At 70.1% G+C, this 25602-nt stretch carries 17 protein-coding genes and 1 pseudogene; 15 read left to right on the forward strand and 3 right to left on the reverse strand.

All coding sequences use genetic code 11. The features are described from left to right. The first annotated feature begins 45 nt into the window (after positions 1 to 45). The 8 genes from XF36_RS01085 to rplL all read left to right on the forward strand — a co-directional run bounded on the left by XF36_RS01085 (position 46) and on the right by rplL (position 8081). Entirely contained in the window at positions 46 to 1011 is a 966-nt protein-coding gene (locus XF36_RS01085) for an MCE family protein (protein WP_060710536.1), read from the forward strand. After that, a complete protein-coding gene (locus XF36_RS01090; protein WP_060710537.1) occupies positions 1011 to 2405 on the forward strand; it encodes an MCE family protein in 1395 nt (464 codons plus the stop codon). Before XF36_RS01085 ends, XF36_RS01090 begins: the two co-directional genes overlap by 1 nt. Then, positions 2402 to 3715, forward strand: coding sequence for an MCE family protein (locus XF36_RS01095; protein WP_060710538.1), 1314 nt, complete (start codon positions 2402 to 2404; stop codon positions 3713 to 3715). The genes XF36_RS01090 and XF36_RS01095 overlap by 4 nt, the downstream gene beginning before the upstream one ends. Continuing rightward, positions 3712 to 5007: an MCE family protein gene (locus XF36_RS01100; protein ID WP_060710539.1), complete on the forward strand. Its 1296-nt coding sequence runs from the start codon at positions 3712 to 3714 to the stop codon at positions 5005 to 5007. Before XF36_RS01095 ends, XF36_RS01100 begins: the two co-directional genes overlap by 4 nt. A 190-nt stretch (positions 5008 to 5197) precedes the next feature. Further along, complete coding sequence (locus XF36_RS01105; protein ID WP_060710540.1) at positions 5198 to 5833, forward strand: hypothetical protein; 636 nt, start codon at positions 5198 to 5200, stop codon at positions 5831 to 5833. An 80-nt stretch (positions 5834 to 5913) separates the two neighbouring features. After that, on the forward strand, positions 5914 to 6762 hold the full coding sequence (locus XF36_RS01110; RefSeq protein WP_060710541.1) for a hypothetical protein: 849 nt from the start codon (positions 5914 to 5916) through the stop codon (positions 6760 to 6762). A 322-nt stretch (positions 6763 to 7084) separates the two neighbouring features. Continuing rightward, on the forward strand, positions 7085 to 7651 hold the full coding sequence (rplJ, locus tag XF36_RS01115) for a 50S ribosomal protein L10 (RefSeq protein ID WP_020622230.1): 567 nt from the start codon (positions 7085 to 7087) through the stop codon (positions 7649 to 7651). A gap of 40 nt (positions 7652 to 7691) precedes the next feature. After that, positions 7692 to 8081, forward strand: a complete 390-nt coding sequence (gene rplL, locus XF36_RS29790) for a 50S ribosomal protein L7/L12 (protein WP_020622231.1) — start codon at positions 7692 to 7694, stop codon at positions 8079 to 8081. A gap of 81 nt (positions 8082 to 8162) precedes the next feature. Here the strand turns inward: rplL and XF36_RS01120 are convergent. Both XF36_RS01120 and XF36_RS01125 read right to left on the reverse strand, forming a co-directional pair. Continuing rightward, positions 8163 to 9815, reverse strand: a pseudogene (locus XF36_RS01120) (AMP-binding protein); the annotation flags it as partial. Beyond that, positions 9815 to 10765: a cyclase family protein gene (locus XF36_RS01125; RefSeq protein WP_238589060.1), complete on the reverse strand. Its 951-nt coding sequence runs from the start codon at positions 10763 to 10765 to the stop codon at positions 9815 to 9817. The gene XF36_RS01125 and the pseudogene XF36_RS01120, both read right to left, overlap by 1 nt. 539 nt (positions 10766 to 11304) lie before the next feature. On the opposite strand from XF36_RS01125, the gene XF36_RS01130 reads away from it, so the two are divergent. Then, positions 11305 to 14814: a DNA-directed RNA polymerase subunit beta gene (locus XF36_RS01130; RefSeq protein ID WP_060710543.1), complete on the forward strand. Its 3510-nt coding sequence runs from the start codon at positions 11305 to 11307 to the stop codon at positions 14812 to 14814. A 52-nt stretch (positions 14815 to 14866) separates the two neighbouring features. After that, a complete protein-coding gene (locus tag XF36_RS01135) occupies positions 14867 to 18778 on the forward strand; it encodes a DNA-directed RNA polymerase subunit beta' (protein ID WP_060710544.1) in 3912 nt (1303 codons plus the stop codon). Between the two features lie 158 nt (positions 18779 to 18936). On the opposite strand, the gene XF36_RS01140 is transcribed toward XF36_RS01135, so the two are convergent. Further along, positions 18937 to 19620, reverse strand: a complete 684-nt coding sequence (locus XF36_RS01140) for an alpha/beta hydrolase (RefSeq protein WP_060710545.1) — start codon at positions 19618 to 19620, stop codon at positions 18937 to 18939. A gap of 852 nt (positions 19621 to 20472) precedes the next feature. Here XF36_RS01140 and rpsL point away from each other — a divergent pair. From rpsL to rpsJ, 5 genes are all read left to right on the forward strand, one after another. Further along, positions 20473 to 20847, forward strand: coding sequence for a 30S ribosomal protein S12 (rpsL, locus tag XF36_RS01145; protein WP_020622943.1), 375 nt, complete (start codon positions 20473 to 20475; stop codon positions 20845 to 20847). Continuing rightward, a complete protein-coding gene (gene rpsG / locus XF36_RS01150) occupies positions 20847 to 21317 on the forward strand; it encodes a 30S ribosomal protein S7 (protein ID WP_020622942.1) in 471 nt (156 codons plus the stop codon). The genes rpsL and rpsG overlap by 1 nt, the downstream gene beginning before the upstream one ends. A gap of 102 nt (positions 21318 to 21419) precedes the next feature. Then, positions 21420 to 23468, forward strand: coding sequence for an elongation factor G (fusA, locus tag XF36_RS01155; RefSeq protein ID WP_060714322.1), 2049 nt, complete (start codon positions 21420 to 21422; stop codon positions 23466 to 23468). A gap of 145 nt (positions 23469 to 23613) precedes the next feature. Continuing rightward, positions 23614 to 24807, forward strand: coding sequence for an elongation factor Tu (gene tuf, locus XF36_RS01160; RefSeq protein ID WP_020622940.1), 1194 nt, complete (start codon positions 23614 to 23616; stop codon positions 24805 to 24807). 488 nt (positions 24808 to 25295) lie between these two features. Continuing rightward, complete coding sequence (rpsJ, locus tag XF36_RS01165; RefSeq protein WP_003938093.1) at positions 25296 to 25601, forward strand: 30S ribosomal protein S10; 306 nt, start codon at positions 25296 to 25298, stop codon at positions 25599 to 25601. The last annotated feature ends 1 nt before the right edge of the window (position 25602 follow it).

Here is a 25602-nt window from a genome sequence, read left to right on the forward strand (position 1 = left end):
CTCCAGCGGCGACCCGACCGCGGCGCTGCAGCCGGGAGGAAACTGATGGCACAGGCAGGGCAGAAGCGCCCCGTCCTGACGGCGGTGGTCGGCCTCGTGCTGATCGCGGCGCTCACACTCGCCGCGTTCAACTACGAGGCGATCTTCTCCGGTGCGACCCGCTACTCCGCGGAGTTCCCCGAGGCCGCCGGGCTGCAGGCGAACGACCGGGTCACCGTCGCGGGCGTGGAGGCGGGCCGGGTGCAGAGCGTCGAACTCGACGGTGACCGCGTGAGGGTCGAGTTCTCCGTCGAGGACGCCTGGGTCGGCAACCGCACCACGGCCTCGATCGAGATCGCGACCCTGCTGGGTTCGAAGTTCCTCGCCCTGGACCCGCGCGGCGACGCCGAGCAGGATCCCGACCAGCCGATCGGCCGGGACCGGACCAAGTCCCCGTTCGACGTCGTGGACGCGTTCAACGGTCTGTCCGGCACCATCGACGGGCTCGACACCGGGCAGCTGGCGACCAGCCTCACGACGCTGTCGGACACCTTCCGCGACACCCCGCCGGAGACCCGCGGGGCGCTCGACGGGCTGTCGCGGCTGTCCAACACCATCTCCAGCCGCGACGCGGAGCTGAAGCAGCTGCTCGCCAACACCCGGCAGCTGTCGACCACGCTGGCCGACCGCCGCGGGGACGTCGTCCGGCTGGTGAACGACGGCAACCTGCTGCTCGCCGAGCTGCAGCGGCGCAAGGACGCGATCGCGAACCTGCTCGACGGGGTGCAGCGCCTGTCGATCCAGCTGCGCGGTCTCGTCGCCGACAACCAGGCGCAGCTGCGCCCGGCCCTCGAGACCCTCGACCGCGTGCTCGCGGTGCTCGAGGAGAACCGCGACAACCTCGGCGAGATCCTCGACAAGGAAGCGGTGTTCGTCCGCGTGTTCGGCAACGCCCTCGGCAACGGCCGCTGGTTCGACAACTACCTGTGCGGCCTGCTGCCGCCGGCGGTGCCGCTCGGGGGTGACTGCTGATGGGGTCCTGGGCCAACGACCGGCGCCAGATCCAGTTCGGTGCCCTGATCGCCGTCGTCGCCGTGCTGGTGGCGAGCGCGATCTGGCTGATCACCTCGGGCGGCGGCCGTCAGGTCACCGCGTACTTCACCAGCTCCGCCGCGCTCTTCCAGGACAACGACGTGCGGGTGCTCGGCGTCCCGGTCGGCAAGATCGACCGGATCACGCCCGAGGGCGACCGGGTGCGGGTCGACATGACCATCACCGACGACGAGGTGCGCCTGCCCGCCGACGTCAAGGCCGCTGTCGTCTCGCCGAGCCTGGTCACCGGTCGCTACGTGCAGCTGACCCCGGTGTGGACCGGCGGCCCCGAGTGGAACGGCGAGCCGATCCCGCTGGAGCGCACCGCGTTCCCGCTCGGCGTCGACGACCTCACCCGGACCGCCACCGAGCTCTCCCGGGCGCTCGGCCCGCAGGGGGCGAACAAGACCGGTGCGCTCAACGACGTCCTGGACGTCACCGCCCAGAACCTCGACGGCAACGGCCGGGCGCTCAACGACACCATCCGCAACCTCGGCGGACTCTCGGCGACCCTGAACGGCTCCAGCGGTGACCTGTTCGGCACCGTCACCGAGCTGCAGAAGTTCGTCGGGACGCTGCGGGAGAACGACCCCGGCATCCGCGAGCTCAACGGGAAGCTGGCCGACGTCACCGGCTTCCTCGCGAGCCAGCGCGGCGAGCTCGGCGGCGCGCTGAACCAGCTGTCCTACGCGCTCGGCGAGGTCGCGGACTTCGTGCAGGACAACCGGGCGACCCTGCGGTCGAACGTCGACAAGCTCGCGAGCGTGTCGCAGGAGGTCGTCGACCACCAGCGGGCGCTGTCCGAGATCGCCGACGTCGCCCCGGCGGCACTGAGCAACCTCACCAACATCTACAACGGTGCCTCGGAGACCCTGGACACCCGGGCCAACATCAACGAGCTGGCCTACCCGCTGCCGGTCGCGATCTGCGAGATCCTCCGCCGCGGCGCGGGCCAGCTCCCGGGCGGCCTCGACCAGCCCACGGCCGCCCTGTGCGACGGCCTCGCGCCGATCCTCGACGGCGCCGTGCCGCTGCCGACCCCGCAGCAGGTGCTCGAGCAGCTGCAGGCCGGCGGCTCCGGGGTCAACCCGGCCGTGCCGCAGCTGATGCGGGGCTCGCCGCTGTCGTTGACCGACCCGGGCTCCCAGCTGCGCGCCCCGGCCGACCCGCAGGCTCCCGCCCCCGCCGGGCAGCCCGCACCGGGTGCCACCAGCACCCCGGCCACACCGGCGCCGTCGACCACGACGGCCCCGCAGGCCACTCCCACCCCGGTCCCCGAGACCGAGGAGCGCGGGGGCGGCGGACTGTTCGGCCTGTTCGGAGGTGGATCGTGATCGGCTCCAGCGGCCGCGTCGGCCGGGTGTCGGCGCTGCTGACGGCGGTGGCGCTGTTCGCGGGCGGCTGCGGCGCGGTGGACGGCGGTCTCCGGGGCATCCCGCTGCCCGGTGGCGCGAACCTGGGCGACGACCCGTACTCGGTGCAGATCGAGTTCGCCGACGTCGTCGACCTCGTCCCGCAGTCGATCGTGCGCGTCGGTGACGTGCCGGTCGGCGCGGTCGAGACCGTCGCCGTCGAGCCGGGGTCGTGGAACGCGCTGGTCACCGTCGCGGTGAACCGCGACGTCACGCTCCCGGCCAACGCCACCGCGCGGGTCCGCACGACCTCGCTGCTCGGTGAGAAGTTCGTCGAGCTGTCCCCGCCGACCGTTCCCGCCGAGGGCGACCTCGCGCGGAGCGGGAAGATCGGGCTGCAGGCCAGCGGGCGCGCGGCCGAGGTCGAGGAGGTCCTCGGGGCCCTGTCGCTGCTGCTCAACGGCGGCGGCGTGGCCCAGATCCGGACCATCTCCACCGAGCTGAACAACGCACTGTCCGGGCGCGAGCCGCAGGTGCGGGCGCTGCTGGACAACCTCGACCGGCTCGTCGGCTCGCTCGACAGCTCCAAGGACGACATCAACCGGGCGCTCGACGGGCTCAACCGGCTGTCGGCCACGCTCGCCGAGCGTCGCCCGCAGATCGAGAACGCCCTGCAGAACATCAGCCCCGGCCTGCGCGAGCTCGAGTCCCAGCGCACCCAGCTGGTCGGCATGCTGCAGGCGCTCGACCGGCTGTCCGGCGTCGCGACGAACGTCGTCAACCGGTCCCGCGACGACCTGCTCGCCGACCTGGAGGCGCTGCGCCCGGTGCTGCGGAACCTGGCCGACTCCGGCCAGAACCTGCCGGACTCGCTGCAGCTGCTGCTGTCCATCCCGTTCACCGACGCGGCCACCGACGCTGTCGCCGGTGACTACGCCAACCTCTACGTGAAGCTGGACCTGGACCTCGGTTCGATCCTGCGCAACATCCTCAACTCCAACCAGCTCGGGCTCCCGCTCGACCCGACGCAGCTGGCCCAGCTGCCGCCCACCGCGCAGCTGCTGACGCCGCTGCTCGGCGCGACGCCGCGGCAGTCGGCCCCGGCGGTCCCGGGTGCGCCCGCGCTGCCGCTGCTCGGGACCGAGCAGCCCACCACCGCGCCGGCGCCGCCCGCCTCGGGCACCGCGACGGCCACCCCGGCACCGGCGGCGACCCCGGCACCGAGCCCGACGCCGGAGCAGGGCTCCGGTAGCGGCGGCCTGCTCGGCGGACTCTTCGGAGGCGGATCGTGATCACCAAGACCGTCCGCTGGCAGCTGATCGCGCTGGTGCTCGTCACCGTCGTGGCGGTCGGCTACGCGGGCTTCCGCTATGCGGGCCTCGACCGCATATTCGGCGCGACGACCTACCCGGTCACGGTGGAGCTCGCCGACTCCGGCGGGATCTTCAGCGGCGCCGACGTCACCTACCGCGGCGTGAGCGTCGGCCGGGTCGGGCAGCTGTCGCTGACCGCCCGCGGCGTCGACGTCCAGCTCGACATCGAGAACTCCGCGCCGTCCATCCCGGCCGACGCCCGGGCCGTCGTCGGGAACCTCTCGCCGATCGGCGAGCAGTACGTCGACCTCCAGCCGGTGGCCGACGGCGGCGAGGCGCTCGCCTCCGGCTCGGTCATCCCGCAGGACCGCACCCGGACCCCGGTCCAGATCAACACCTTCCTGACCGAGCTGGACCAGCTCGTGTCGACGGTGCCGAAGGACTCGCTGCAGACCGTCGTCCGCGAGCTCGGCCAGGGCTTCGAGGGCACCGCGCAGCCGCTGCAGCAGCTGCTCGACACCACCGGGGAGTTCACCCGGGCCGCCACCGACGCGCTGCCGCAGACGACCGCGCTGATCCGCGACGCCCGCCCGGTACTCACCACGCAGAACGAGGTGGCCCCGCAGTTCCAGGAGTTCAGCCGCGGCCTGCGCGAGGTCACCGAGCAGCTCAAGCAGTCCGACCCGGACCTGCGTCGGATCATCGACGACGGCCCGCGCCTCGGCGACCAGGTCAGCGGCCTCCTCCGGGAGAGCGGCCCCGGGCTCGGCGAGTCGATCGCGAACCTGCGGACGGTGACCGAGCTGCTGGCCCCGCGTCAGGCGGGCCTGCGTCAGCTGCTCGTCACCTACCCCGGCCTGGTGTCGGTCGCGCCGAAGGTCGTGCCCGGCGACGGGACCGCGCACCTCGGCCTGGTCGTCAACATCGCCGACCCGCCGGTCTGCACCCGGGGCTACGAGGGCACGCCCAACCGCGGTGGCCTCGACGTCTCCGAGCGACCGGTGAACGAGGACGCCCGCTGCGCCGAGCCCCCCGGCAGCCCCACCAACGTGCGCGGAATGCAGAATGTGCCCAGGCCCCAGCCGCTCGAGGTGCCGGACTACTCCGGCAACTCGGGGTTCGGCGGCCACGGTGACGGTCAGCACGGCGGCGGCGACCCCGCCGACGGGCCGGCCCCGCGGCCGAATGCCGGGTCGCTCGGCGACGACCGTGCCGAGCGGGTCGCGATGCCGGGCCTGGTGACGAGCTTCGCCCAGATCCTGGGCGGTTGAGCACGACGGTCGTGCCCCGTCCGGGGCGCGACCGGCACGACGGCCGGGCCACACCCGGGCCCGGCCGGCACGACGACCGCGGGGGACCGCCGTCCGCCGGACGACGCGGACCCCCACGGCCGGCCCACGGCCGCCCGGTGCGGTCGCCGAGCGGCTGTGCCCCCGCAGCCGGGAGGAGGAACGCTCCCCGATGAACACCGACGTTGCCGGCTCCGACGCCGACACGAAGGCCGACCCGAAGGCCGACACGACGGCGGACACCCCCGACGGTTCCCCGCCCGTGGAGCCTGCCACCGGCCGGGACGGCGGCCAGACCCCGCCCGGGCCGCTCGCCAGGGCGCTGCCCGTGGCCGCCGTCGTGGCGGGGGTGCTCGCGGTCGTGCTGGGCTGCCTGTGGCTGTTCGCGCTGAACAGCGACGCCACCCAGGTCGCGCAGGCCCGCGACGCGGCACTCCGTGACGCCCGCCAGGCGGTGATCAACCTGAACACCCTGGACCACAAGGACGCCCAGAAGGGACTGGACCTGTGGATCCAGTCCTCGGCCGGGTCGGTCCGCGACGAGTTCGTGTCCAACCGCGACGCCTACGCCAAGCTGGTCACCGACCAGAAGCGCACCACCACCGCGACCGTCACCGACGCCGCGGTGACCGAGGTCGACCCGCGCGCCGGGACCGCCCGGGTACTCGCCGGCGTCGACGTGAACGTCACGCCCGAGGGCGGTCAGCCCACCGTGACCCGCCAGCGCATCGAGCTCGGCATGGTCCGTACCGACGACGGCTGGAAGGTCGACGCCCTGAAGCCGCTGGTCAGCCCGGGCACGGGCTGACCCTCCGGCCCGACCCCCGGCCCCCCGGCGGTGCCCCGCGCCGCCCCGCACCCAGGTCGACCACCCCAGGAGGTCACCGCATGTCCACCCCCCGCCGCCGCCCCGCGGGCGGCATCCGCAGGCCCCAGGTCGCGGGCCGCCCGCGCACCCGCACCGACGAGCCCGACGAGGAGGAGACCGGCACCGGCGGTGTCGCCCTCGACGAGCGCTCCGGTGCCGCGGTCCCGCCCGCCGCCCCGGTCCGCTCCGGAGGCGCCGGACGCACCGACGCCTCCGGCACGACCGACGCCTCCGACCCGGCCGACGCCTCCGACCCGGCCGACGCCGGCGACGCGGCCGACGCCGGCGACGCGGCCGATGCCGGTGCGGCCTATGCCGACGGCACCCCGCGCCGCCGGTCGTTGCTGTCCGCCCCGACGACCCGGCGGGCGACCGGGCTGCTGCTCGCCGTCACGGTGCTGCTCGTCGCGGCGGCCGCGTTCTTCGGCGCCGAGTGGTACCGCACGAGCTTCACCGGCTCGGCGGCCAACACCGCGCTGAGCGACGTCGGCACCACCACCCAGGTCAGCGAGCAGGTCGGCGAGGCGATCACGAAGGTCTACTCGTTCGACTACGCCCGCCTCCAGCAGGCCGAGGACGACGCCCGGGCCGTCATCACCCCGGGCTTCCAGCCGGAGTTCGACAAGATCTTCGGCAGCGTGAAGGACCTCGCCCCGCAGCAGAAGGCCGTGGTCACCGCGACGATCCCGAAGCTCGCCGCGGCCAGCATCGACGGGGACCGCGCGACCGTCTACGCCTTCGTCAACCAGGTCATCCGGCGCCAGGCCGACGGCGGTGCCCCGCAGGAGGGGGCCGCGGCGGCCCGGCTGCGGGTCGACGCCCAGTTCGTCGACGGCCGCTGGAAGATCTCCGCGATGACGCCGGCCTGACCCGGCCCACGCGCCCGCCACGGTGCCCCGTACCCCCGGTCGACGGGGGTGCGGGGCACCGGCGTATGGTGGTCCACGATCCACCGAAGACCGCAGGTCCGCGCCCGGGTTCCGGGTGCACGAAGGTTCCGGGAACAACCGGACGGCCAGCGCAGGAGGACGAGGCGACACCGGGCGCGCGAGCGCCCCAACGAACTTCCGACGCCCCGTGCTGCTGCGCACGGGGCGTTCGTCGTCTCCGGGGTCGGAGTGGGAACTGCGTCGGTGGCACCCCCAAGCACGTCCCACGTGCACGAGACCGACCCCCGAGAGGAGGGCAGCGATGGCAGCACCTGAGAAGGTCGCAGCGGTCGAGGAGATCACCAACCGCTTCCGCGAGTCGGACGCCTCGGTCGTGACCGAGTACCGCGGGCTCAGCGTCGCCAAGCTGACCCAGCTGCGCCGGGACCTGGGTTCGGACGCGAACTTCCGCGTCGCGAAGAACACCCTGGTCAAGCGCGCGGCGGCGGAGGCCGGGGTCCAGGGCCTGGACGACCTGCTCGCCGGCCCGACGGCCATCACCTTCATCAAGGGTGAGCCCGTCGAGGCCGCGAAGGCGATCAAGCAGTTCGCGAAGGACAACCCCGGTCTGACGATCAAGGGCGGGTACATGGACGGGCGCGCCCTGTCCACCGCCGAGGTCGAGCAGCTGGCGGACCTCGAGACCCGTGAGGTCCTGCTGGCCAAGCTGGCCGGCGCGATGAAGGCCAACCTGTCCAAGGCCGCCGGGCTGTTCAACGCCCCGGCCTCGCAGGTCGCCCGCCTCGCGCAGGCGCTGGCCGACAAGAAGGCCGAGTCCGGCGAGTCCGCCGCTCCGGCCGAGGCCGACGGCGACTCCGCCGAGAGCTGACCACCACCCCCATCTGTCTTTCGTAGAAAGGACCGCCACCATGGCGAAGCTGTCCACCGACGAGCTGCTCGACGCCTTCAAGGAGCTCACCCTGCTGGAGCTCTCGGACTTCGTGAAGAAGTTCGAGGACACCTTCGAGGTCACCGCGGCCGCCCCGGTCGCCGTCGCCGCCGCGGGTGCCCCCGCCGCCGGTGCCGCCCCCGCCGAGGAGGAGAAGGACGAGTTCGACGTCGTCCTCGAGGCCGCCGGTGACAAGAAGATCCAGGTCATCAAGGTCGTCCGCGAGGTCGTCTCGGGCCTGGGCCTGAAGGAGGCGAAGGACCTCGTCGAGTCCGCGCCGAAGCCGCTGCTCGAGGGTGTCGCCAAGGAGGCCGCCGAGGCCGCCAAGACGAAGCTCGAGGAGGCCGGCGCCAAGGTCTCGCTCAAGTGACCTGAGCACCGCTCGCACGAAGGGGCGCCGATCCGCACGGATCGGCGCCCCTTCGTCGTCCACGCGTCGGCCCGGCCGCCCGCGCGCCCTCAGCTCCCGGCGCAGGACCTTGCCGGTGACCGTCTTCGGAATCTCGTCGAGGAGCTCCAGCTGCCGCGGGTACTTGTAGGCGGCCATCCGTTCCTTCGTGAAGGCGATGATCTCCTCCGGGGTGGCGCTCGCGCCCTCCCGCAGCGACACGAACGCCTTCACGGTCTCCCCGCGGTACTCGTCCGGGACACCGACGACGGCCGCCTCCCGCACCGCCGGGTGCTCGTAGAGGACGTCCTCGACCTCCCGCGGCCAGACCTTGTAGCCGCCCGCGTTGATCTGGTCCTTCTTCCGGTCGACGATGTAGAACCAGCCCTGGTCGTCCATGTAGCCGACGTCGCCGGTGTGGAGCTCGCCCCCGGGCAGCGCGTTCGCCGTCTCCGCGGGCTTGTTCCAGTAGCCCGACACGACCTGCGGTCCACCCGTGCAGATCTCGCCGACCTCGCCGGGCGGGAGCTCCGCGCCGTCGTCGCCGACGATCCGCACCACGGTGTTGTAGATCGGCACCCCCACCGACAGCGCCCCGGACTCCGGGTCGACCGGCCTCTGCGTGCCGATCGGCGTGCCGTGCGACGGCGACGTCGTCTCGGTGAGCCCGTAGACGTTGTGGATCCAGTGCCCGTAGAAGTCGTGGAACGCGGTCACCGTGGACGGTGGGATCGGGGCACCGCCGGAACAGATCGTGCGCAGCGACTCCAGCGCGGAGCGGTCGGCGTTCGGGGCGTTCATCAGCGCGATGAACACCGTGATCGCCCCGACGGCGAACGTCGGCCGCTGCTCGCGGATCACGTCGACGCCGAGCGAGGGCTCGAACCGGTGGAACAGCACCAGTGGGGCGGCGAGGTACTGGGCCACCGTGACGTGCGCGATCAGCCCGGTGATGTGGAACAGCGGGGCGATGCCGAGCACGACCTCGTCGTCGCCGAGCCCACACCAGACGGCGTAGGCCTGGCTGTTGAACACCACGTTGCGGTGGGTGTTCATGGCGCCCTTCGGCGGCCCGGTCGTCCCGGAGGTGTAGGTCAGGACGGCGGTGTCGCCGGGGTCGAACGACACCGGCGGGGGAACGCCCCCGCGGTGCCGGTCGAGGAACGCCGTCAGGTCCGTGACGCCGGCGCCGGACAGGTCCGGCCGCTGCGTCGCCGGGAACGCCCGCGGCTCGTCGCGGGTCTGCAGGTCGAGCTCGGAAGTCGTGAGCACCAGCCGCATGTCGGTGCCCGGCAGCACCGACGCGGCGACGTCGGCGTACAGCGACTCCAGGCAGACCAGCACCGACGAGCCGGAGTCGCGCAGCAGCAGCTCCAGCTCCCGCTCGCGGTTCATCGGGTTGATCGGGACGGCGATCCCGCCCGCCTTCCACGTCCCGACGAGCCCGATCACGAACTGCGGGACGTTCTGCAGGTACATCGCGACCCGCTCGCCCGCGGTGAAGCCGCCGTCGAGCAGTCCGGTCGCGAACGCGTCGGTGAGCGCGTCGAGCTCGCGGTAGGTGATGCGGCCGTCGAAGTAGCGGACGGCGTCGCCGTCGATGTTCCGTGCCACCGCGGCACGGAACATCGACAGCCCGTCCGGGAGGTCCGGGGTGATGTCGTGCGGCTGGCCCGACGCGTACCGGGCCAGCCAGGGGCGGTCGGCGTAGGACATCAGCGGATCACGATCGGGTTGACCGGTGCCCCCGTGCCGTTGACGACCTTCAGCGGGGCGGCGGCGTAGAGGAAGCTCCACCGGCCGTCGGCGGCGCAGGCGTCGGCGAGGTCGTCGAGCCAGGCGATCTCGGTGAGGGCGACGCCGAGGTTGCGCATCAGCGCGCAGTGCAGCGGGAGCGCGACGCCGGTGTGCGGCTCGCTGGTCACCTCGTTCGCGATGGTGTCGGTGACGAGGTTCGGGATCTCCTTGCGCTGGAACCACTCCACGAGCTCGCGCGAGTAGGTGAGCCCCGGCTCGGTGAAGTCGGTGTAGAAGGTGGCCGGGTCGTTCAGCTCGTACCAGTACTTCATCCATCCGGTGCGGATGACGAGCACGTCGTGCGGCTCGATCGTGACGCCCTGCGCCCGTGCTGCGGCCTCGAGGTCGGTGTGGTCGAAGGTCTCGCCCTTGTCCAGCCACTCCTTGCCGCGGTGCCGGGCGATGTCGATGAGGACCCCGCGGCCGACGACGCCCTTCTCCGCGATCGGCAGCACCGACGCCCGGTCCATCGCGTCGACGGTGGTGCGGGCGTCGTATCCGTTCCAGAGCTTGCCGTCGTACCAGACGTGGCCGAGCGCGTCGTACTGCGTTGAGCCCTGCAGGAAGATGAGCGCGGTGTCGTCGGCGTAGTGCAGTCCGCCGGGGAACTGCGGGGCGGAGTCGCCGTCCCAGGTCCCCTCGTCCATGACGTTCTGCCGCTTGATGCCCTCGCGACCCGGCCACAGCGGGTCGCCCGGGGACTCGGTGCGTCCCATCTGGATCTGCAGGGTGAAGACCTCGCCGGAGCGGACGTGCTGCACACCCCGCAGGACCTCGCCCGCGTCGAGGTAGTTGAGGCAGCCGAGCTCGTCGTCGGGGCCCCACCTGCCCCAGTTGCTGGGGGCGTCGTCACCGAGGAGCTCGCGCATGGGAGGGGTAGCGTCGGACATCGTCGTCCCTTCTGTCGCCGTCGGCGGTCGCCGACCCGTGGCTGATCGTTGGCGCCGCGACGACGCCGTGTCAACCATCACGCGGATCGACCTGAACGGTCGTCGGTGGACCGGTCGTCCCGACAGGATGACCGCTCGTCGACGAAGTGGGACTTGACTCGGTGCGGCGTGCAGGTCACTCTTGGGCAACGGTGGTTGCCTGCATGCTGGAATCGGCGACCTGTCTCGACAGCTGCGCTCGCAGCGTCTATAGTCATTCTTTGCGCTGTCTGCGTCCAGGCTCACGCGCTCATGACCGGGGAAGACTTCCGGACCGATCCGTCGGCCGCCGGAGAGGGTTCGGCGGACATGGGCACGGGGGTTCGGTCGTCCGTCAGTGCCCGACAACAGACGGCGTGCGACGTGGCCGGCTACCGGCTCGCGATCCGGGGGGGGGACCCCGATCTGATCGAGGGAGACGGTAGCGCCCGCCACCGGCGCACGCCAGACGAGAAGCGCAGTTCTCGGAAGGACGCATCTTGGCTGTCTCCCGCGCCGCCGCGACCACCTCGACCCTCTCCGCTTCGGCGAACCCGAACTACCCCGGCGCACCCACCCGGGTCACCTTCGCGAAGATCGCCCAGCCGTTGGAGGTCCCCGACCTTCTCGACCTGCAGATCCAGTCCTACGAGTGGCTGGTCGGCAGCGAGGCATGGTTCCAGCGTCGGATCGAGGCCGGTGACGAGCTCCCGGTCAGCGGTCTGGAGGAGATCCTCACCGAGATCTCGCCGATCGAGGACTTCTCCGGGTCGATGTCGCTGTCCTTCTCCGACCCGCGCTTCGACGAGGTCAAGGCCTCGGTCGAGGAGTGCCGGGACAAGGACATGACCTACGGCGCCCCGCTGTTCGTGACGGCGGAGTTCACCAACAACACCACCGGTGAGATCAAGTCCCAGACGGTCTTCATGGGTGAGTTCCCCGTGATGACCGACAAGGGCACGTTCATCATCAACGGCACCGAGCGCGTCGTCGTGTCGCAGCTCGTCCGTTCGCCGGGTGTCTACTTCGACCACGCGATCGACAAGACGACCGAGAAGGACGTCTACTCGGTCAAGATCATCCCGAGCCGGGGTGCGTGGCTGGAGTTCGACGTCGACAAGCGCGACACCGTCGGTGTCCGCATCGACCGCAAGCGCCGCCAGCCGGTCACCGTGCTGCTGAAGGCCCTGGGCTGGACCGCCGAGCAGATCGGTGAGCGTTTCGGGTTCTCCGAGACGATCATGACGACGCTCGAGAAGGACAACACCGCGGGCCAGGACGAGGCGCTGCTCGACATCTACCGCAAGCTGCGCCCCGGCGAGCCGCCGACGCGCGAGTCGGCCCAGGCGCTCCTGGAGAACCTGTTCTTCAAGGACAAGCGCTACGACATGGCCAAGGTCGGTCGCTACAAGGCCAACAAGAAGCTCGGTCTCGACATCGACAACTCGGTCGGCACGCTGACCGAGGAGGACGTCGCCACCACCATCGAGTACCTCGTCCGGCTGCACGCCGGCGAGACCACGATGACCGTGGGTTCCGGTGACTCCGCGCGGGAGATCCCGGTCGAGACCGATGACATCGACCACTTCGGCAACCGGCGCCTGCGCACCGTCGGCGAGCTGATCCAGAACCAGGTCCGGGTCGGTCTGTCCCGCACCGAGCGGGTCGTCCGCGAGCGGATGACCACCCAGGACGTCGAGGCCATCACGCCGCAGACCCTGATCAACACCCGGCCGATCACGGCCGCGATCCGGGAGTTCTTCGGCACCTCGCAGCTGTCGCAGTTCATGGACCAGCACAACCCGCTGGCCGGACTGACCCACAAGCGTCGACTGTCGGCGCTCGGCCCGGGCGGTCTGTCCCGTGAGCGCGCCGGCATGGAGGTCCGCGACGTCCACCCGTCGCACTACGGCCGCATGTGCCCGATCGAGACCCCCGAGGGTCCGAACATCGGTCTGATCGGCTCGCTGGCCTCCTTCGCGCGGGTCAACCCGTTCGGCTTCATCGAGACGCCGTACCGCAAGGTCGTCGACGGTGTCGTCACCTCGCAGATCGACTACCTGACCGCCGACGAGGAGGACCGCTTCGTCGTCGCCCAGGCGAACGCCCAGCTCAACGAGGACGGTTCCTTCGCCGACGAGCGCGTGCTGGTCCGCCGCAAGGGCGGCGAGGTCGACCTGATCTCGCCCTCGGGCGTGGAGTACATCGACGTCTCGCCGCGCCAGATGGTGTCGGTCGCGACGGCGATGATCCCGTTCCTCGAGCACGACGACGCGAACCGCGCGCTGATGGGCGCGAACATGCAGCGCCAGTCCGTGCCGCTGCTGCGCTCGGAGTCGCCGCTGGTCGGTACCGGCATGGAGCTGCGTGCCGCCGTCGACGCCGGTGACGTCGTCACCGCCGAGTCCGCCGGTGTCGTCGAGGAGCTGTGCGCCGACTACATCACCGTCATGGACGACGAGGGCCAGCGTCAGACCTACCGTCTGAACAAGTTCCGCCGCTCGAACCAGGGCACCTGCAACAACCAGAAGCCCATCGTCGACGAGGGGCAGCGGGTCGAGGTGGGCCAGGTGCTCGCCGACGGTCCCTGCACCGAGAACGGTGAGATGGCGCTGGGCAAGAACCTGCTCGTGGCGATCATGCCGTGGGAGGGCCACAACTACGAGGACGCGATCATCCTGTCGCAGCGCCTCGTGCAGGACGACGTGCTCACCTCGATCCACATCGAGGAGCACGAGATCGACGCGCGCGACACGAAGCTGGGCGCCGAGGAGATCACCCGGGACATCCCGAACGTCTCCGAGGACGTGCTGGCCGACCTCGACGAGCGCGGCATCATCCGGATCGGCGCCGAGGTCCAGCCCGGCGACATCCTGGTCGGCAAGGTCACGCCCAAGGGCGAGACCGAGCTGACCCCGGAGGAGCGCCTGCTCCGCGCGATCTTCGGTGAGAAGGCGCGCGAGGTCCGCGACACCTCGCTGAAGGTCCCGCACGGCGAGAACGGCAAGGTCATCGGCATCCGGGTCTTCTCCCGCGACGACGACGACGAGCTGGCCCCGGGCGTCAACGAGCTGGTCCGCGTCTACGTGGCCCAGAAGCGCAAGATCTCCGACGGCGACAAGCTCGCCGGCCGGCACGGCAACAAGGGCGTCATCGGCAAGATCCTCCCGCAGGAGGACATGCCGTTCCTCCCGGACGGCACGCCGGTCGACATCATCCTGAACACCCACGGTGTGCCGCGTCGTATGAACATCGGCCAGATCCTGGAGACCCACCTCGGGTGGATCGCCAAGTCGGGCTGGGAGATCGAGGGCACCCCGGAGTGGGCGGCGCAGATGCCCGAGGAGCTCTACTCGGTGCCCGCCGACACGAACACCGCGACGCCGGTGTTCGACGGTGCGCGCGAGCACGAGATCACGGGTCTGCTCGGCTCGACCCGCCCCAACCGGGACGGCGAGCGCATGGTCGGTCCGGACGGCAAGGCACAGCTGCTCGACGGCCGCTCCGGTGAGCCGTACCCGTTCCCGGTCGCGGTCGGGTACATGTACATCCTGAAGCTGGCGCACCTGGTGGACGACAAGATCCACGCCCGGTCGACCGGCCCCTACTCGATGATCACCCAGCAGCCGCTGGGCGGTAAGGCGCAGTTCGGTGGCCAGCGCTTCGGTGAGATGGAGTGCTGGGCGATGCAGGCGTACGGCGCGGCCTACACCCTGCAGGAGCTGCTGACGATCAAGTCCGACGACGTCGTGGGTCGCGTGAAGGTCTACGAGGCGATCGTCAAGGGCGAGAACATCCCGGAGCCGGGGATCCCCGAGTCGTTCAAGGTGCTCCTCAAGGAGCTGCAGTCGCTCTGCCTGAACGTCGAGGTGCTCTCCAGCGACGGTGCGGCGATCGAGATGCGGGACGCCGACGACGAGGACCTCGAGCGTGCCGCGGCGAACCTGGGCATCAACCTGTCCAGCCGCCCGGGCTCGGAGTCGATGACCGTCGACGACGTCGTCAACTGACCCCGCCGTAGACCGATCAAGCCGAGATAACGAAGAAACAGAGGACACCTACGTGCTCGACGTCAACTTCTTCGACGAACTGCGCATCGGCCTGGCCACCGCCGAGGGCATCCGCCAGTGGTCGCACGGTGAGGTCAAGAAGCCGGAGACCATCAACTACCGCACCCTGAAGCCGGAGAAGGACGGGCTCTTCTGCGAGAAGATCTTCGGTCCGACCCGGGACTGGGAGTGCTACTGCGGCAAGTACAAGCGTGTCCGCTTCAAGGGCATCATCTGCGAGCGCTGTGGCGTGGAGGTCACACGCGCCAAGGTGCGTCGTGAGCGGATGGGCCACATCGAGCTGGCCGCCCCGGTCACGCACATCTGGTACTTCAAGGGCGTCCCGAGCCGGCTGGGCTACCTGCTCGACCTGGCTCCCAAGGACCTCGAGAAGATCATCTACTTCGCGGCCTACGTGATCACCTCGGTGAACACCGAGCTGCGACACAACGACATGTCCACGCTCGAGAACGAGATGAGCGTGGAGCGCCGCCGGGTCGAGCAGACCCGCGACGCGGACCTCGAGGCCCGCGCGCAGAAGCTCGAGACCGACATCGCCGAGCTCGAGGCCGAGGGCGCCAAGGGCGACGTCCGCCGCAAGGTCAAGGACGGCGGCGAGCGCGAGATGCGTCAGCTGCGCGACCGTGCCCAGCGCGAGCTGGACCGCCTCGACGAGATCTGGACGACGTTCACCAAGCTCGACGTCCAGCAGCTCATCGCGGACGAGTCCATCTACCGCGAGCTGTACGACCGCTACGGCGACTACTTCACCGGTGCCATGGGCGCCGAGGCGATCCAGAAGCTGCTGGAGAACTTCGACATCCCGGCCGAGGCCGAGAAGCTGCGCGAGATCATCCGGTCCGGCAAGGGCCAGAAGAAGCTGCGTGCGCTCAAGCGCCTCAAGGTCGTCGCGGCGTTCCAGACCACCGGCAACTCGCCGATGGGCATGGTGCTCGACTGCGTCCCGGTCATCCCGCCGGACCTGCGCCCGATGGTGCAGCTCGACGGTGGCCGCTTCGCGACCTCGGACCTGAACGACCTGTACCGCCGGGTCATCAACCGGAACAACCGCCTCAAGCGACTGATCGACCTCGGCGCGCCCGAGATCATCGTCAACAACGAGAAGCGGATGCTCCAGGAGTCCGTCGACGCGCTGTTCGACAACGGCCGTCGCGGCCGGCCGGTGACCGGGCCGGGCAACCGCCCGCTCAAGTCGCTGTCCGACCTGCTCAAGGGCAAGCAGGGCCGGTTCCGCCAGAACCTGCTCGGCAAGCGCGTCGACTACTCAGGCCGTTCGGTCATCGTCGTCGGCCCGCAGCTGAAGCTGCACCAGTGCGGTCTGCCCAAGCAGATGGCGCTGGAGCTGTTCAAGCCGTTCGTGATGAAGCGCCTGGTGGACCTCAACCACGCGCAGAACATCAAGTCGGCCAAGCGGATGGTCGAGCGCGGCCGCTCGCAGGTGTGGGACGTGCTCGAGGAGGTCATCTCCGAGCACCCCGTGCTGCTGAACCGTGCGCCCACGCTGCACCGTCTCGGCATCCAGGCCTTCGAGCCGCAGCTGGTGGAGGGCAAGGCCATCCAGCTGCACCCGCTGGTCTGCGAGGCGTTCAACGCGGACTTCGACGGTGACCAGATGGCGGTGCACCTGCCGCTGTCGGCCGAGGCGCAGTCCGAGGCCCGGGTCCTGATGCTGTCGTCGAACAACATCCTGTCCCCGGCGTCGGGTCGCCCGCTGGCGATGCCACGTCTGGACATGGTCACGGGTCTGTACCACCTGACCCGTCTCCGCGAGGACGCCCACGGCGCCGGGAACCACTACGGCTCCGCGGCCGAGGCGATCATGGCCTACGATCGCAAGGTCCTCCACCTGCAGGCGCCGATCAGAATCCGGCTCCCGCACGTCACGCCGACCCCGGGCGCCGCGGCCGAGGCCGTGACCGAGGACGGCGTCTGGACCGCGGAGACCACGCTCGGGCGGGTGCTGTTCAACGAGCTCCTGCCGGCGGACTACCCGTTCGTCAACGAGCCGCTGCCGAAGAAGCGTCAGGCCACGATCGTCAACGAGCTGGCCGAGCGCTACTCGATGACCGAGGTCGCGCAGGTCCTGGACCGGCTGAAGGACGCGGGCTTCTACTGGGCCACGCGTTCCGGCGTCACGATCTCGATCGCGGACGTGCTGGTCCCGCCGGCCAAGGCGGGCATCCTCGAGGAGTACGAGGCGAAGGCCGACCAGATCAACAAGCGCTACCAGCGTGGTGCCCTGTCGCACCAGGAGCGCAACGACGAGATGGTCAAGATCTGGAGCCGGGCGACCGAGGAGGTCGCCAAGGCGATGGAGCAGAACTTCCCCGAGGACAACCCGATCCCGACGATCGTGCAGTCCGGGGCCGCGGGCAACATGACCCAGATCCGCCAGCTGGCGGGTATGAAGGGTCTGGTCGCGAACCCCAAGGGCGAGTTCATCCCGCGTCCGATCAAGGCCTCGTACCGCGAGGGTCTGTCTGTGCTGGAGTACTTCATCTCCACGCACGGCACTCGTAAGGGTCTGGCGGACACCGCGCTGCGGACCGCGGACTCCGGGTACCTGACCCGTCGTCTGGTCGACGTGTCGCAGGACGTCATCGTCCGCGAGGTCGACTGTGGCACCGAGCGCGCCATCCCGATGGCGGTCACCGAGGAGACGAGCGACGGTCGGTTCATCCCGCACCGTTACCTGCGCACCTCGGTGTACGCCCGGACCTCCGGCGAGGAGATCACCGGACCGGACGGCACGGTGCTCGTCCGCAAGGGCGACGACCTCGGCGACACCGTGCTCGACGCGCTCGTGGCGGCCGGTGTCAAGACGGTCCGGGTCCGGTCCGCGCTGACCTGCGCCTCGGCCACCGGTATCTGCGCGATGTGCTACGGCCGCTCGATGGCCACCGGCAAGCTGGTGGACGTCGGCGAGGCCGTCGGCATCGTCGCCGCGCAGTCCATCGGTGAGCCCGGCACCCAGCTGACGATGCGTACGTTCAAGCAGGGTGGCGTCGCGGGCGACGACATCACGACGGGTCTGCCGCGTGTCACCGAGCTGTTCGAGGCCCGGGTCCCGCGCGGCAAGGCGCCGATCGCCGACGTCGACGGCCGCATCCGCATCGAGGACGGCGACCGGTTCTGGAAGATCACGCTGATCCCGGACGACGGCGGCGAGGAGATCGTCTACGAGAAGCTGTCCAAGCGGCAGTGGCTCGGGATGACCACCGTCGACGGCACCGAGCGTCCGCTTGCGGACGGCGACCACGTGACGGTCGGCCAGCTGCTCCTCGAGGGCATGGCGGACCCGCACGAGGTGCTGCGTGTCATGGGCCCGCGTGAGGTGCAGCTGCACCTCGTGCGTGAGGTGCAGAAGGTGTACCGCACGCAGAGCGTGGACATCCACGACAAGCACATCGAGGTCATCGTCCGGCAGATGCTGCGCCGGGTCACGATCATCGACTCGGGTGCGACCGAGTTCCTGCCCGGCGCACTGGCCGAGCGGGGCGAGTTCGAGTCCGAGAACCGCCGGGTCGTCGCCGAGGGGCTGGAGCCGGCGTCGGGCCGTCCGGTCCTGATGGGGATCACCAAGGCCTCGCTGGCGACGGAGTCGTGGCTGTCCGCGGCGTCGTTCCAGGAGACCACCCGCATCCTCACCGATGCCGCGATCAACGGAAAGCGCGACAAGCTCGTCGGGCTCAAGGAGAACGTGATCATCGGTAAGCTGATCCCGGCCGGTACCGGCATCAACCGGTACCGCAACATCCAGGTCCAGCCGACCGAGGAGGCCCGCGCGGCCGCCTACGCGCTGCCGAGCTACGACGACGGCTACTACAGCCCGGACGTCTTCGGCACGGGCACCGGTGCCGCGGTGCCGCTGGACGACTACGACTTCGGTCGCGACTACCGCTGAGGTAGCCGCTCGGTCCGGACCCGCGACGGTGGGTCCGGACCGTGACCGAGGAGGTCCCGGACGGGGCCGGACACCGCTCTCCCGTGGCGGTGACCGGCCCCGTTCGTGCGTCCCGGGGCCGCAGGCAGCACTGTCGTGTCTGTGCCCCGGTGCGGGCCTCAGCGCAGGCAGTCCGCGCGCAGGGCGGAGCCCAGCGTGCGCAGCGAGGCGTCGGCCTCGGCGAGCAGCCCGGCCAGGGTCGGGAAGGCGTGCCACATGCCGGGTGCGCGCTCGTAGGTGACCGGGGTCCCGGCCGCGCGGGCACGCTCGACGAGGGTGTCGGCGTCGTCGACGAGGATCTCGTCGACGCCGGCGACGACGTGCAGCGGTGGCAGCCCGGCCAGATCGGCGTCCAGCGGCAGGAGTTCGGGGGCCCCGGTGTGCGGGCCCGCGTAGTCGGCGACGGCGTCGGGCAGCCATGACGGGTCCAGCATCGCGTCGGAGGCGACGTTGCGGGTGAGCGCGTCGGCGGTGCAGGACAGGTCCAGCCACGGCGAGATCAGCCCGATCGAGCCGGGGAGGTCCTCACCGGCGGCGCGCAGTCGCAGCAGCAGCGACATCGTCAGCCCGCCGCCCGCCGAGTCGCCGGCCACCGCGATGTGCCGGGCCGGGATCCCCGCGGCGCGCAGGGCGGTCCAGGCTGCGTTCGCGTCGTCGAGGGCGGCCGGGAACGGGTGCTCCGGCGCGAGCCGGTAGTGCGGTGCGAGGACGGCGCTCCCGGTGGCGTGCGCGAGCCCCGCGAGCAGCGGCCGGTGCGAGGACGACGACCCCACGAGGTACCCGCCGCCGTGCAGGTAGAGCACCGGTGCGGGGCGAGCGGCCCGGGCGGTGCGACGACCGCGGTGGGCACCCCGCCGAGCGTCCCGAGGCTCCGGCGGGTGCCGCGGGGAGCGGGAGGGCCGCGCCGACCAGGTCGCGTCCACGCCGTCGGAGGGCGACGGGTAGTGTGGGACCGAGCAAGGGCGCGATGAGTGCTCGCGTGGCGAGGCGGTTGACGGCCGTCGGCAGGTGCATACCGGACCGTAACCGTCCCTCCGTCGCCATCGTCCACAGGGTGATCCACACCGTGATCGACACGGCGGGATCCCGTTGGGACACAGTCATCGCCCACCACCGATCCGACCGCGACGAGCGGCCGTCGATCTGCGACGAGCGGGTGAGTCCGCTTGCCAGAGGCGGCGTCGTGCGGCATGGTCGGGTCACCACAGGTCTCCTCCGGAGTGTCATCCGGGGGATCCGAGGACCATCGAAGCCCCCGATGGACCCGAAGGCAGGTCCGAGGCGAACGCCCGGAACGGACCCGCTTTGACCGCCTTGAAGAGGGCCGGGTACTCTCGTGTTCTGTGCTCGGCTCCGGTCGGGCAGGTCCGCGTGTCCCGTGGTGTGCACCGATCCGATGGTTCCGACCCTCAGGTCTGTGGTTGCGCCCCGGAGCAGGGCACGCCGGACGTCCCGACAGCCTCCGCGGGGCCCTTCCGGCCCCGAGCGTGCCCGGGACGACACGCCCGACCTCGGGGTCCGGCGCGACGGTGGCGGAGTCCGGTGAGAGCCGGCAGCCACGCCGGCGCCCGGAGTCCGGGACACCGAACCACGATCACCAGTGTCACGGCGAGCAAGACAGTCGAGCCACGTCGACGGGAAGAAGTAGACGGTTCATGCCCACGATCCAGCAGCTGGTCCGCAAGGGCCGCGAGGACAAGGTCTCCAAGACCAAGACCGCCGCGCTGAAGGGAAGCCCCCAGCGCCGCGGGGTCTGCACCCGCGTGTACACCACCACGCCCAAGAAGCCGAACTCGGCCCTGCGCAAGGTCGCCCGTGTGCGCCTGTCCAGTGGCATCGAGGTCACCGCGTACATCCCCGGTGAGGGCCACAACCTGCAGGAGCACAGCATCGTGCTCGTGCGTGGTGGTCGTGTGAAGGACCTCCCCGGCGTGCGCTACAAGGTCATCCGGGGGTCGCTGGACACCCAGGGCGTGAAGAACCGCAAGCAGTCCCGCAGCCGCTACGGCGCGAAGAAGGAGAAGAGCTGATGCCCCGCAAGGGCCCCGCCCCGAAGCGTCCGCTGGTCTCGGACCCGGTCTACGGCTCGCCGCTGGTCACCCAGCTGGTGAACAAGGTCCTCAAGGACGGAAAGCGGTCGCTCGCCGAGCGCATCGTCTACGCCGCCCTCGAGGGCACCCGTGACAAGACCGGCACCGACCCGGTCGTCACGCTGAAGCGCGCTCTCGACAACGTGAAGCCGGCCCTCGAGGTCCGCAGCCGCCGCGTCGGTGGCGCGACCTACCAGGTCCCCGTCGAGGTCCGTGCCGTCCGGCAGACCACCCTGGGGCTGCGTTGGCTGGTCACCTACTCCGGTCAGCGCCGCGAGAAGACCATGGTCGAGCGCCTCATGAACGAGCTGCTCGACGCCAGCAACGGCCTCGGCGCCAGCGTCAAGCGGCGCGAGGACATGCACAAGATGGCGGAGTCGAACCGCGCCTTCGCCCACTACCGCTGGTGACCGGCCGACCGTCGGGCGCCATCTCGCGATCGAGGGAGAGCTGAGCTAGTGGCAGCACAGGACGTGCTGACGGACCTGACCAAGGTCCGCAACATCGGCATCATGGCCCACATCGACGCCGGTAAGACGACCACCACCGAGCGGATCCTGTTCTACACCGGGATCAACTACAAGATCGGTGAGGTCCACGACGGCGGCGCCACGATGGACTGGATGGAGGAGGAGCAGAAGCGCGGCATCACGATCACGTCCGCCGCGACGACCTGCTTCTGGAAGAACCACCAGATCAACATCATCGACACCCCCGGGCACGTCGACTTCACCGTCGAGGTGGAGCGGTCGCTGCGGGTGCTCGACGGTGCGGTCGCGGTCTTCGACGGCAAGGAGGGGGTCGAGCCGCAGTCCGAGCAGGTCTGGCGGCAGGCCACCAAGTACGACGTCCCCCGCATCTGCTTCGTCAACAAGATGGACAAGCTGGGCGCGGACTTCTACTTCACCATCCAGACCATCAAGGACCGGCTGAACGCGACGCCGCTCCCGCTGCAGATCCCGATCGGCTCCGAGAACGACTTCATCGGTGTCGTGGACCTGGTCGAGATGCGTGCCCTCACCTGGCGCGGCGAGGTCGCCAAGGGCGAGGACTACACCGTCGAGGAGATCCCGGCGGAGCTCCAGGCCAAGGCCGAGGAGTACCGCACCCAGCTCCTCGAGGCGGTCGCCGAGACCGACGACGAGCTCATGGAGCTCTACCTCGGTGGCGAGGACCTGACCGTCGAGCAGATCAAGAACGGCGTGCGCCGGCTGGTCAACGACCGCGCCGCGTACCCGGTCCTCTGCGGCTCGGCGTTCAAGAACAAGGGTGTCCAGCCGATGCTGGACGCGGTGATCGACTACCTGCCGTCGCCGTACGACGTGCCGCCGGTCGAGGGTTTCCTCACCGACGGTGAGACGCCGGCGAGCCGCAAGCCGTCGAAGGACGAGCCGTTCTCGGCGCTGGCCTTCAAGATCTCCGCGCACCCGTTCTTCGGCAAGCTGACCTACATCCGGGTCTACTCGGGTCAGGTCGCCGCCGGCGCCCAGGTCATCAACTCGACCAAGGACCGGAAGGAGCGCATCGGGAAGCTCTTCCAGATGCACTCCAACAAGGAGAACCCGGTCGACGAGGCCGTGGCCGGCCACATCTACGCGGTCATCGGTCTGAAGGACACGACCACCGGCGACACGCTCTGCGACCCGCAGAACCCGATCGTCCTCGAGTCGATGACCTTCCCGGACCCGGTCATCCAGGTCGCCGTCGAGCCCAAGTCGAAGGCGGACCAGGAGAAGCTCTCCCTGGCGATCCAGAAGCTGGCCGAGGAGGACCCGACGTTCCAGGTCTCCCTGGACGACGAGACCGGCCAGACCATCATCGCCGGCATGGGCGAGCTGCACCTCGAGGTGCTGGTCAACCGGATGAAGTCCGACTACAAGGTCGAGGCCAACATCGGCAAGCCGCAGGTGGCCTACCGGGAGACCATCAAGAAGGCCGTCGAGAAGTTCGAGTACACGCACAAGAAGCAGACCGGTGGTTCGGGCCAGTTCGCCCGCGTCATCATCAAGCTCGAGCCGCTCACCAGCGGTGACGGTGCGCTGTACGAGTTCGAGAACAAGGTCACCGGTGGCCGTGTCCCGCGGGAGTACATCCCGTCGGTCGACGCCGGTGCCCAGGACGCCATGCAGTACGGCATCCAGGCCGGCTACCCCGTGGTCGGTGTGAAGCTCACGCTGCTGGACGGTCAGTACCACGAGGTCGACTCCTCGGAGATGGCCTTCAAGGTCGCCGGTTCCATGGCGTTCAAGGAGGCGGCCCGCAAGGCGAGCCCCGCCATACTCGAGCCGATGATGGCCGTCGAGGTGATGACGCCCGAGGACTACATGGGCGACGTCATCGGTGACCTGAACTCCCGCCGCGGCCAGATCCAGGCCATGGAGGAGCGGGCCGGTGCCCGTGTCGTCAAGGCGACCGTGCCGCTGTCCGAGATGTTCGGCTACGTCGGCGACCTGCGGTCGCGGACCCAGGGCCGGGCGAACTACACGATGGTCTTCGACTCCTACGCCGAGGTTCCGGCGAACGTGGCGAAGGAGATCATCGCGAAGGCCACGGGCGAGTAAGAGCTCCCCGGGGCGGGCCCCAGTGCTCGACCTGCTCGGAGGGTGCGGTCCGCGGATCGGTAAGGTCCGCGGCCCGCACACCCGACACCGACAGACCTGCCGTCAGCACGGCGGAGTACAGACACGAGTCCAGGAGGACCCAGCAGTGGCGAAGGCGAAGTTCGAGCGGACCAAGCCGCACGTCAACATCGGCACCATCGGTCACATCGACCACGGCAAGACCACGCTGACGGCGGCCATCACCAAGGTTCTGCACGACAAGTTCCCGACCCTCAACGAGGCGTCGGCGTTCGACATGATCGACAAGGCGCCCGAAGAGCGTCAGCGCGGTATCACGATCTCGATCGCGCACGTCGAGTACCAGACCGAGAAGCGGCACTACGCGCACGTCGACTGCCCCGGGCACGCCGACTACGTGAAGAACATGATCACCGGTGCCGCCCAGATGGACGGCGCGATCCTGGTGGTCGCCGCGACCGACGGCCCGATGCCCCAGACCCGTGAGCACGTGCTGCTCGCGCGTCAGGTCGGCGTGCCGTACATCGTCGTCGCCCTGAACAAGGCGGACATGGTCGACGACGAGGAGATCATGGAGCTCGTCGAGATGGAGGTCCGCGAGCTGCTGTCGGCTCAGGACTACCCGGGCGACGACCTCCCGATCGTGCGCGTCTCGGCGCTGAAGGCGCTCGAGGGCGACGACAAGTGGGCCGAGGCCATCGTCGAGCTCATGGACGCGGTCGACGAGGCCATCCCGGAGCCCGAGCGCGACGTCGAGAAGCCGTTCCTCATGCCCGTCGAGGACGTCTTCACGATCACCGGTCGCGGCACGGTCGTCACCGGCCGTATCGAGCGCGGCATCGTCAAGGTCAACGAGACCGTCGACATCGTCGGGATCCGGCCGAACAAGACCTCGACCACCGTCACCGGTGTCGAGATGTTCCGCAAGATCCTCGACGAGGGTCGCGCCGGCGAGAACGTCGGTCTGCTCCTGCGCGGTATCAAGCGTGAGGACGTGGAGCGCGGCCAGGTCGTCGTGAAGCCGGGTTCGATCACCCCGCACACCGAGTTCGAGGGCCAGGTGTACATCCTGGGCAAGGACGAGGGCGGCCGTCACACGCCGTTCTTCAACAACTACCGTCCGCAGTTCTACTTCCGGACGACCGACGTGACCGGTGTCGTGACCCTCCCGCAGGGCACCGAGATGGTCATGCCGGGTGACAACACCACCATGAGCGTTCAGCTGATCCAGCCGATCGCCATGGAGGAGGGCCTGCAGTTCGCCATCCGTGAGGGTGGCCGCACCGTGGGCGCCGGCCAGGTCACCAAGATCAACGCGTGACGTGACGGGGTCGTCCCACCAGGGCGGCCCCGTTACCCACCCCCCGGTCGAGGGTGCCGCACAGCGGTGTGTCATCCTTGACGGGTTGCACGATGAGCATGGCGCGTGGGAGCGCCGCCCCTGTTCCCGGTTCCCGGTAGTTCAGAGGTCGCGAACCACGCGCCATGTTCGTTGTCAGCCCCGGTTCCACGGTCCGCCTTGAAGCCGGGGAGATTCCGAGCGACATGCCCGCCCCAGACGGGGGTGGGACGCGGTGACCCGGGCAGAACCATGCGGGTAGGGCGCGACACGCCCGACCTCGTGGACCGGAGAGCCCCGGCAGGACGAGTGCTCCAGGGAACTGGACGCGCGACTCCGGGCCGACAGAGACCTGAACAGAGCACGGGCCGCAGCCGGCCCGCCGGACATCCGGTGGCAGCACGGCGCGAGTTCTTACGGGGCCGAACCGCGACACCCCCGCGGCAGGAAGAAGAGGACGACCGACGACCATGGCGGGACAGAAGATCCGCATCAGGCTCAAGGCCTATGACCACGAGGCAATCGACGCGTCTGCTCGCAAGATCGTGGAGACCGTGACGCGTACCGGTGCCCGGGTCGTCGGCCCCGTGCCGCTGCCTACCGAGAAGAACGTGTACTGCGTCATCCGCTCGCCGCACAAGTACAAGGACTCGCGCGAGCACTTCGAGATGCGCACGCACAAGCGACTCATCGACATCCTCGACCCGACGCCCAAGACGGTCGACGCGCTCATGCGCATCGACCTGCCGGCGAGCGTCGACGTCAACATTCAGTGAC

It is taken from the genome of Pseudonocardia sp. HH130629-09, from assembly GCF_001294645.1.
GTDB lineage: Bacteria > Actinomycetota > Actinomycetes > Mycobacteriales > Pseudonocardiaceae > Pseudonocardia.

Bases quoted from the DNA above. Each gene is read 5' to 3' on its own strand.
- fusA (WP_060714322.1), top strand. From the start codon at position 21,420: ATGGCCCACATCGACGCCGGTAAGACGACCACCACCGAGCGGATCCTG.
- rplJ (WP_020622230.1), top strand. From the start codon at position 7,085: ATGGCAGCACCTGAGAAGGTCGCAGCGGTCGAGGAGATCACCAACCGC.
- XF36_RS01105 (WP_060710540.1), top strand. From the start codon at position 5,198: ATGAACACCGACGTTGCCGGCTCCGACGCCGACACGAAGGCCGACCCG.
- XF36_RS01125 (WP_238589060.1), bottom strand. From the start codon at position 10,765: ATGCGCGAGCTCCTCGGTGACGACGCCCCCAGCAACTGGGGCAGGTGG.
- rplL (WP_020622231.1), top strand. From the start codon at position 7,692: ATGGCGAAGCTGTCCACCGACGAGCTGCTCGACGCCTTCAAGGAGCTC.
- rpsG (WP_020622942.1), top strand. From the start codon at position 20,847: ATGCCCCGCAAGGGCCCCGCCCCGAAGCGTCCGCTGGTCTCGGACCCG.
- XF36_RS01090 (WP_060710537.1), top strand. From the start codon at position 1,011: ATGGGGTCCTGGGCCAACGACCGGCGCCAGATCCAGTTCGGTGCCCTG.
- rpsL (WP_020622943.1), top strand. From the start codon at position 20,473: ATGCCCACGATCCAGCAGCTGGTCCGCAAGGGCCGCGAGGACAAGGTC.
- XF36_RS01110 (WP_060710541.1), top strand. From the start codon at position 5,914: ATGTCCACCCCCCGCCGCCGCCCCGCGGGCGGCATCCGCAGGCCCCAG.
- XF36_RS01085 (WP_060710536.1), top strand. From the start codon at position 46: ATGGCACAGGCAGGGCAGAAGCGCCCCGTCCTGACGGCGGTGGTCGGC.
- rpsJ (WP_003938093.1), top strand. From the start codon at position 25,296: ATGGCGGGACAGAAGATCCGCATCAGGCTCAAGGCCTATGACCACGAG.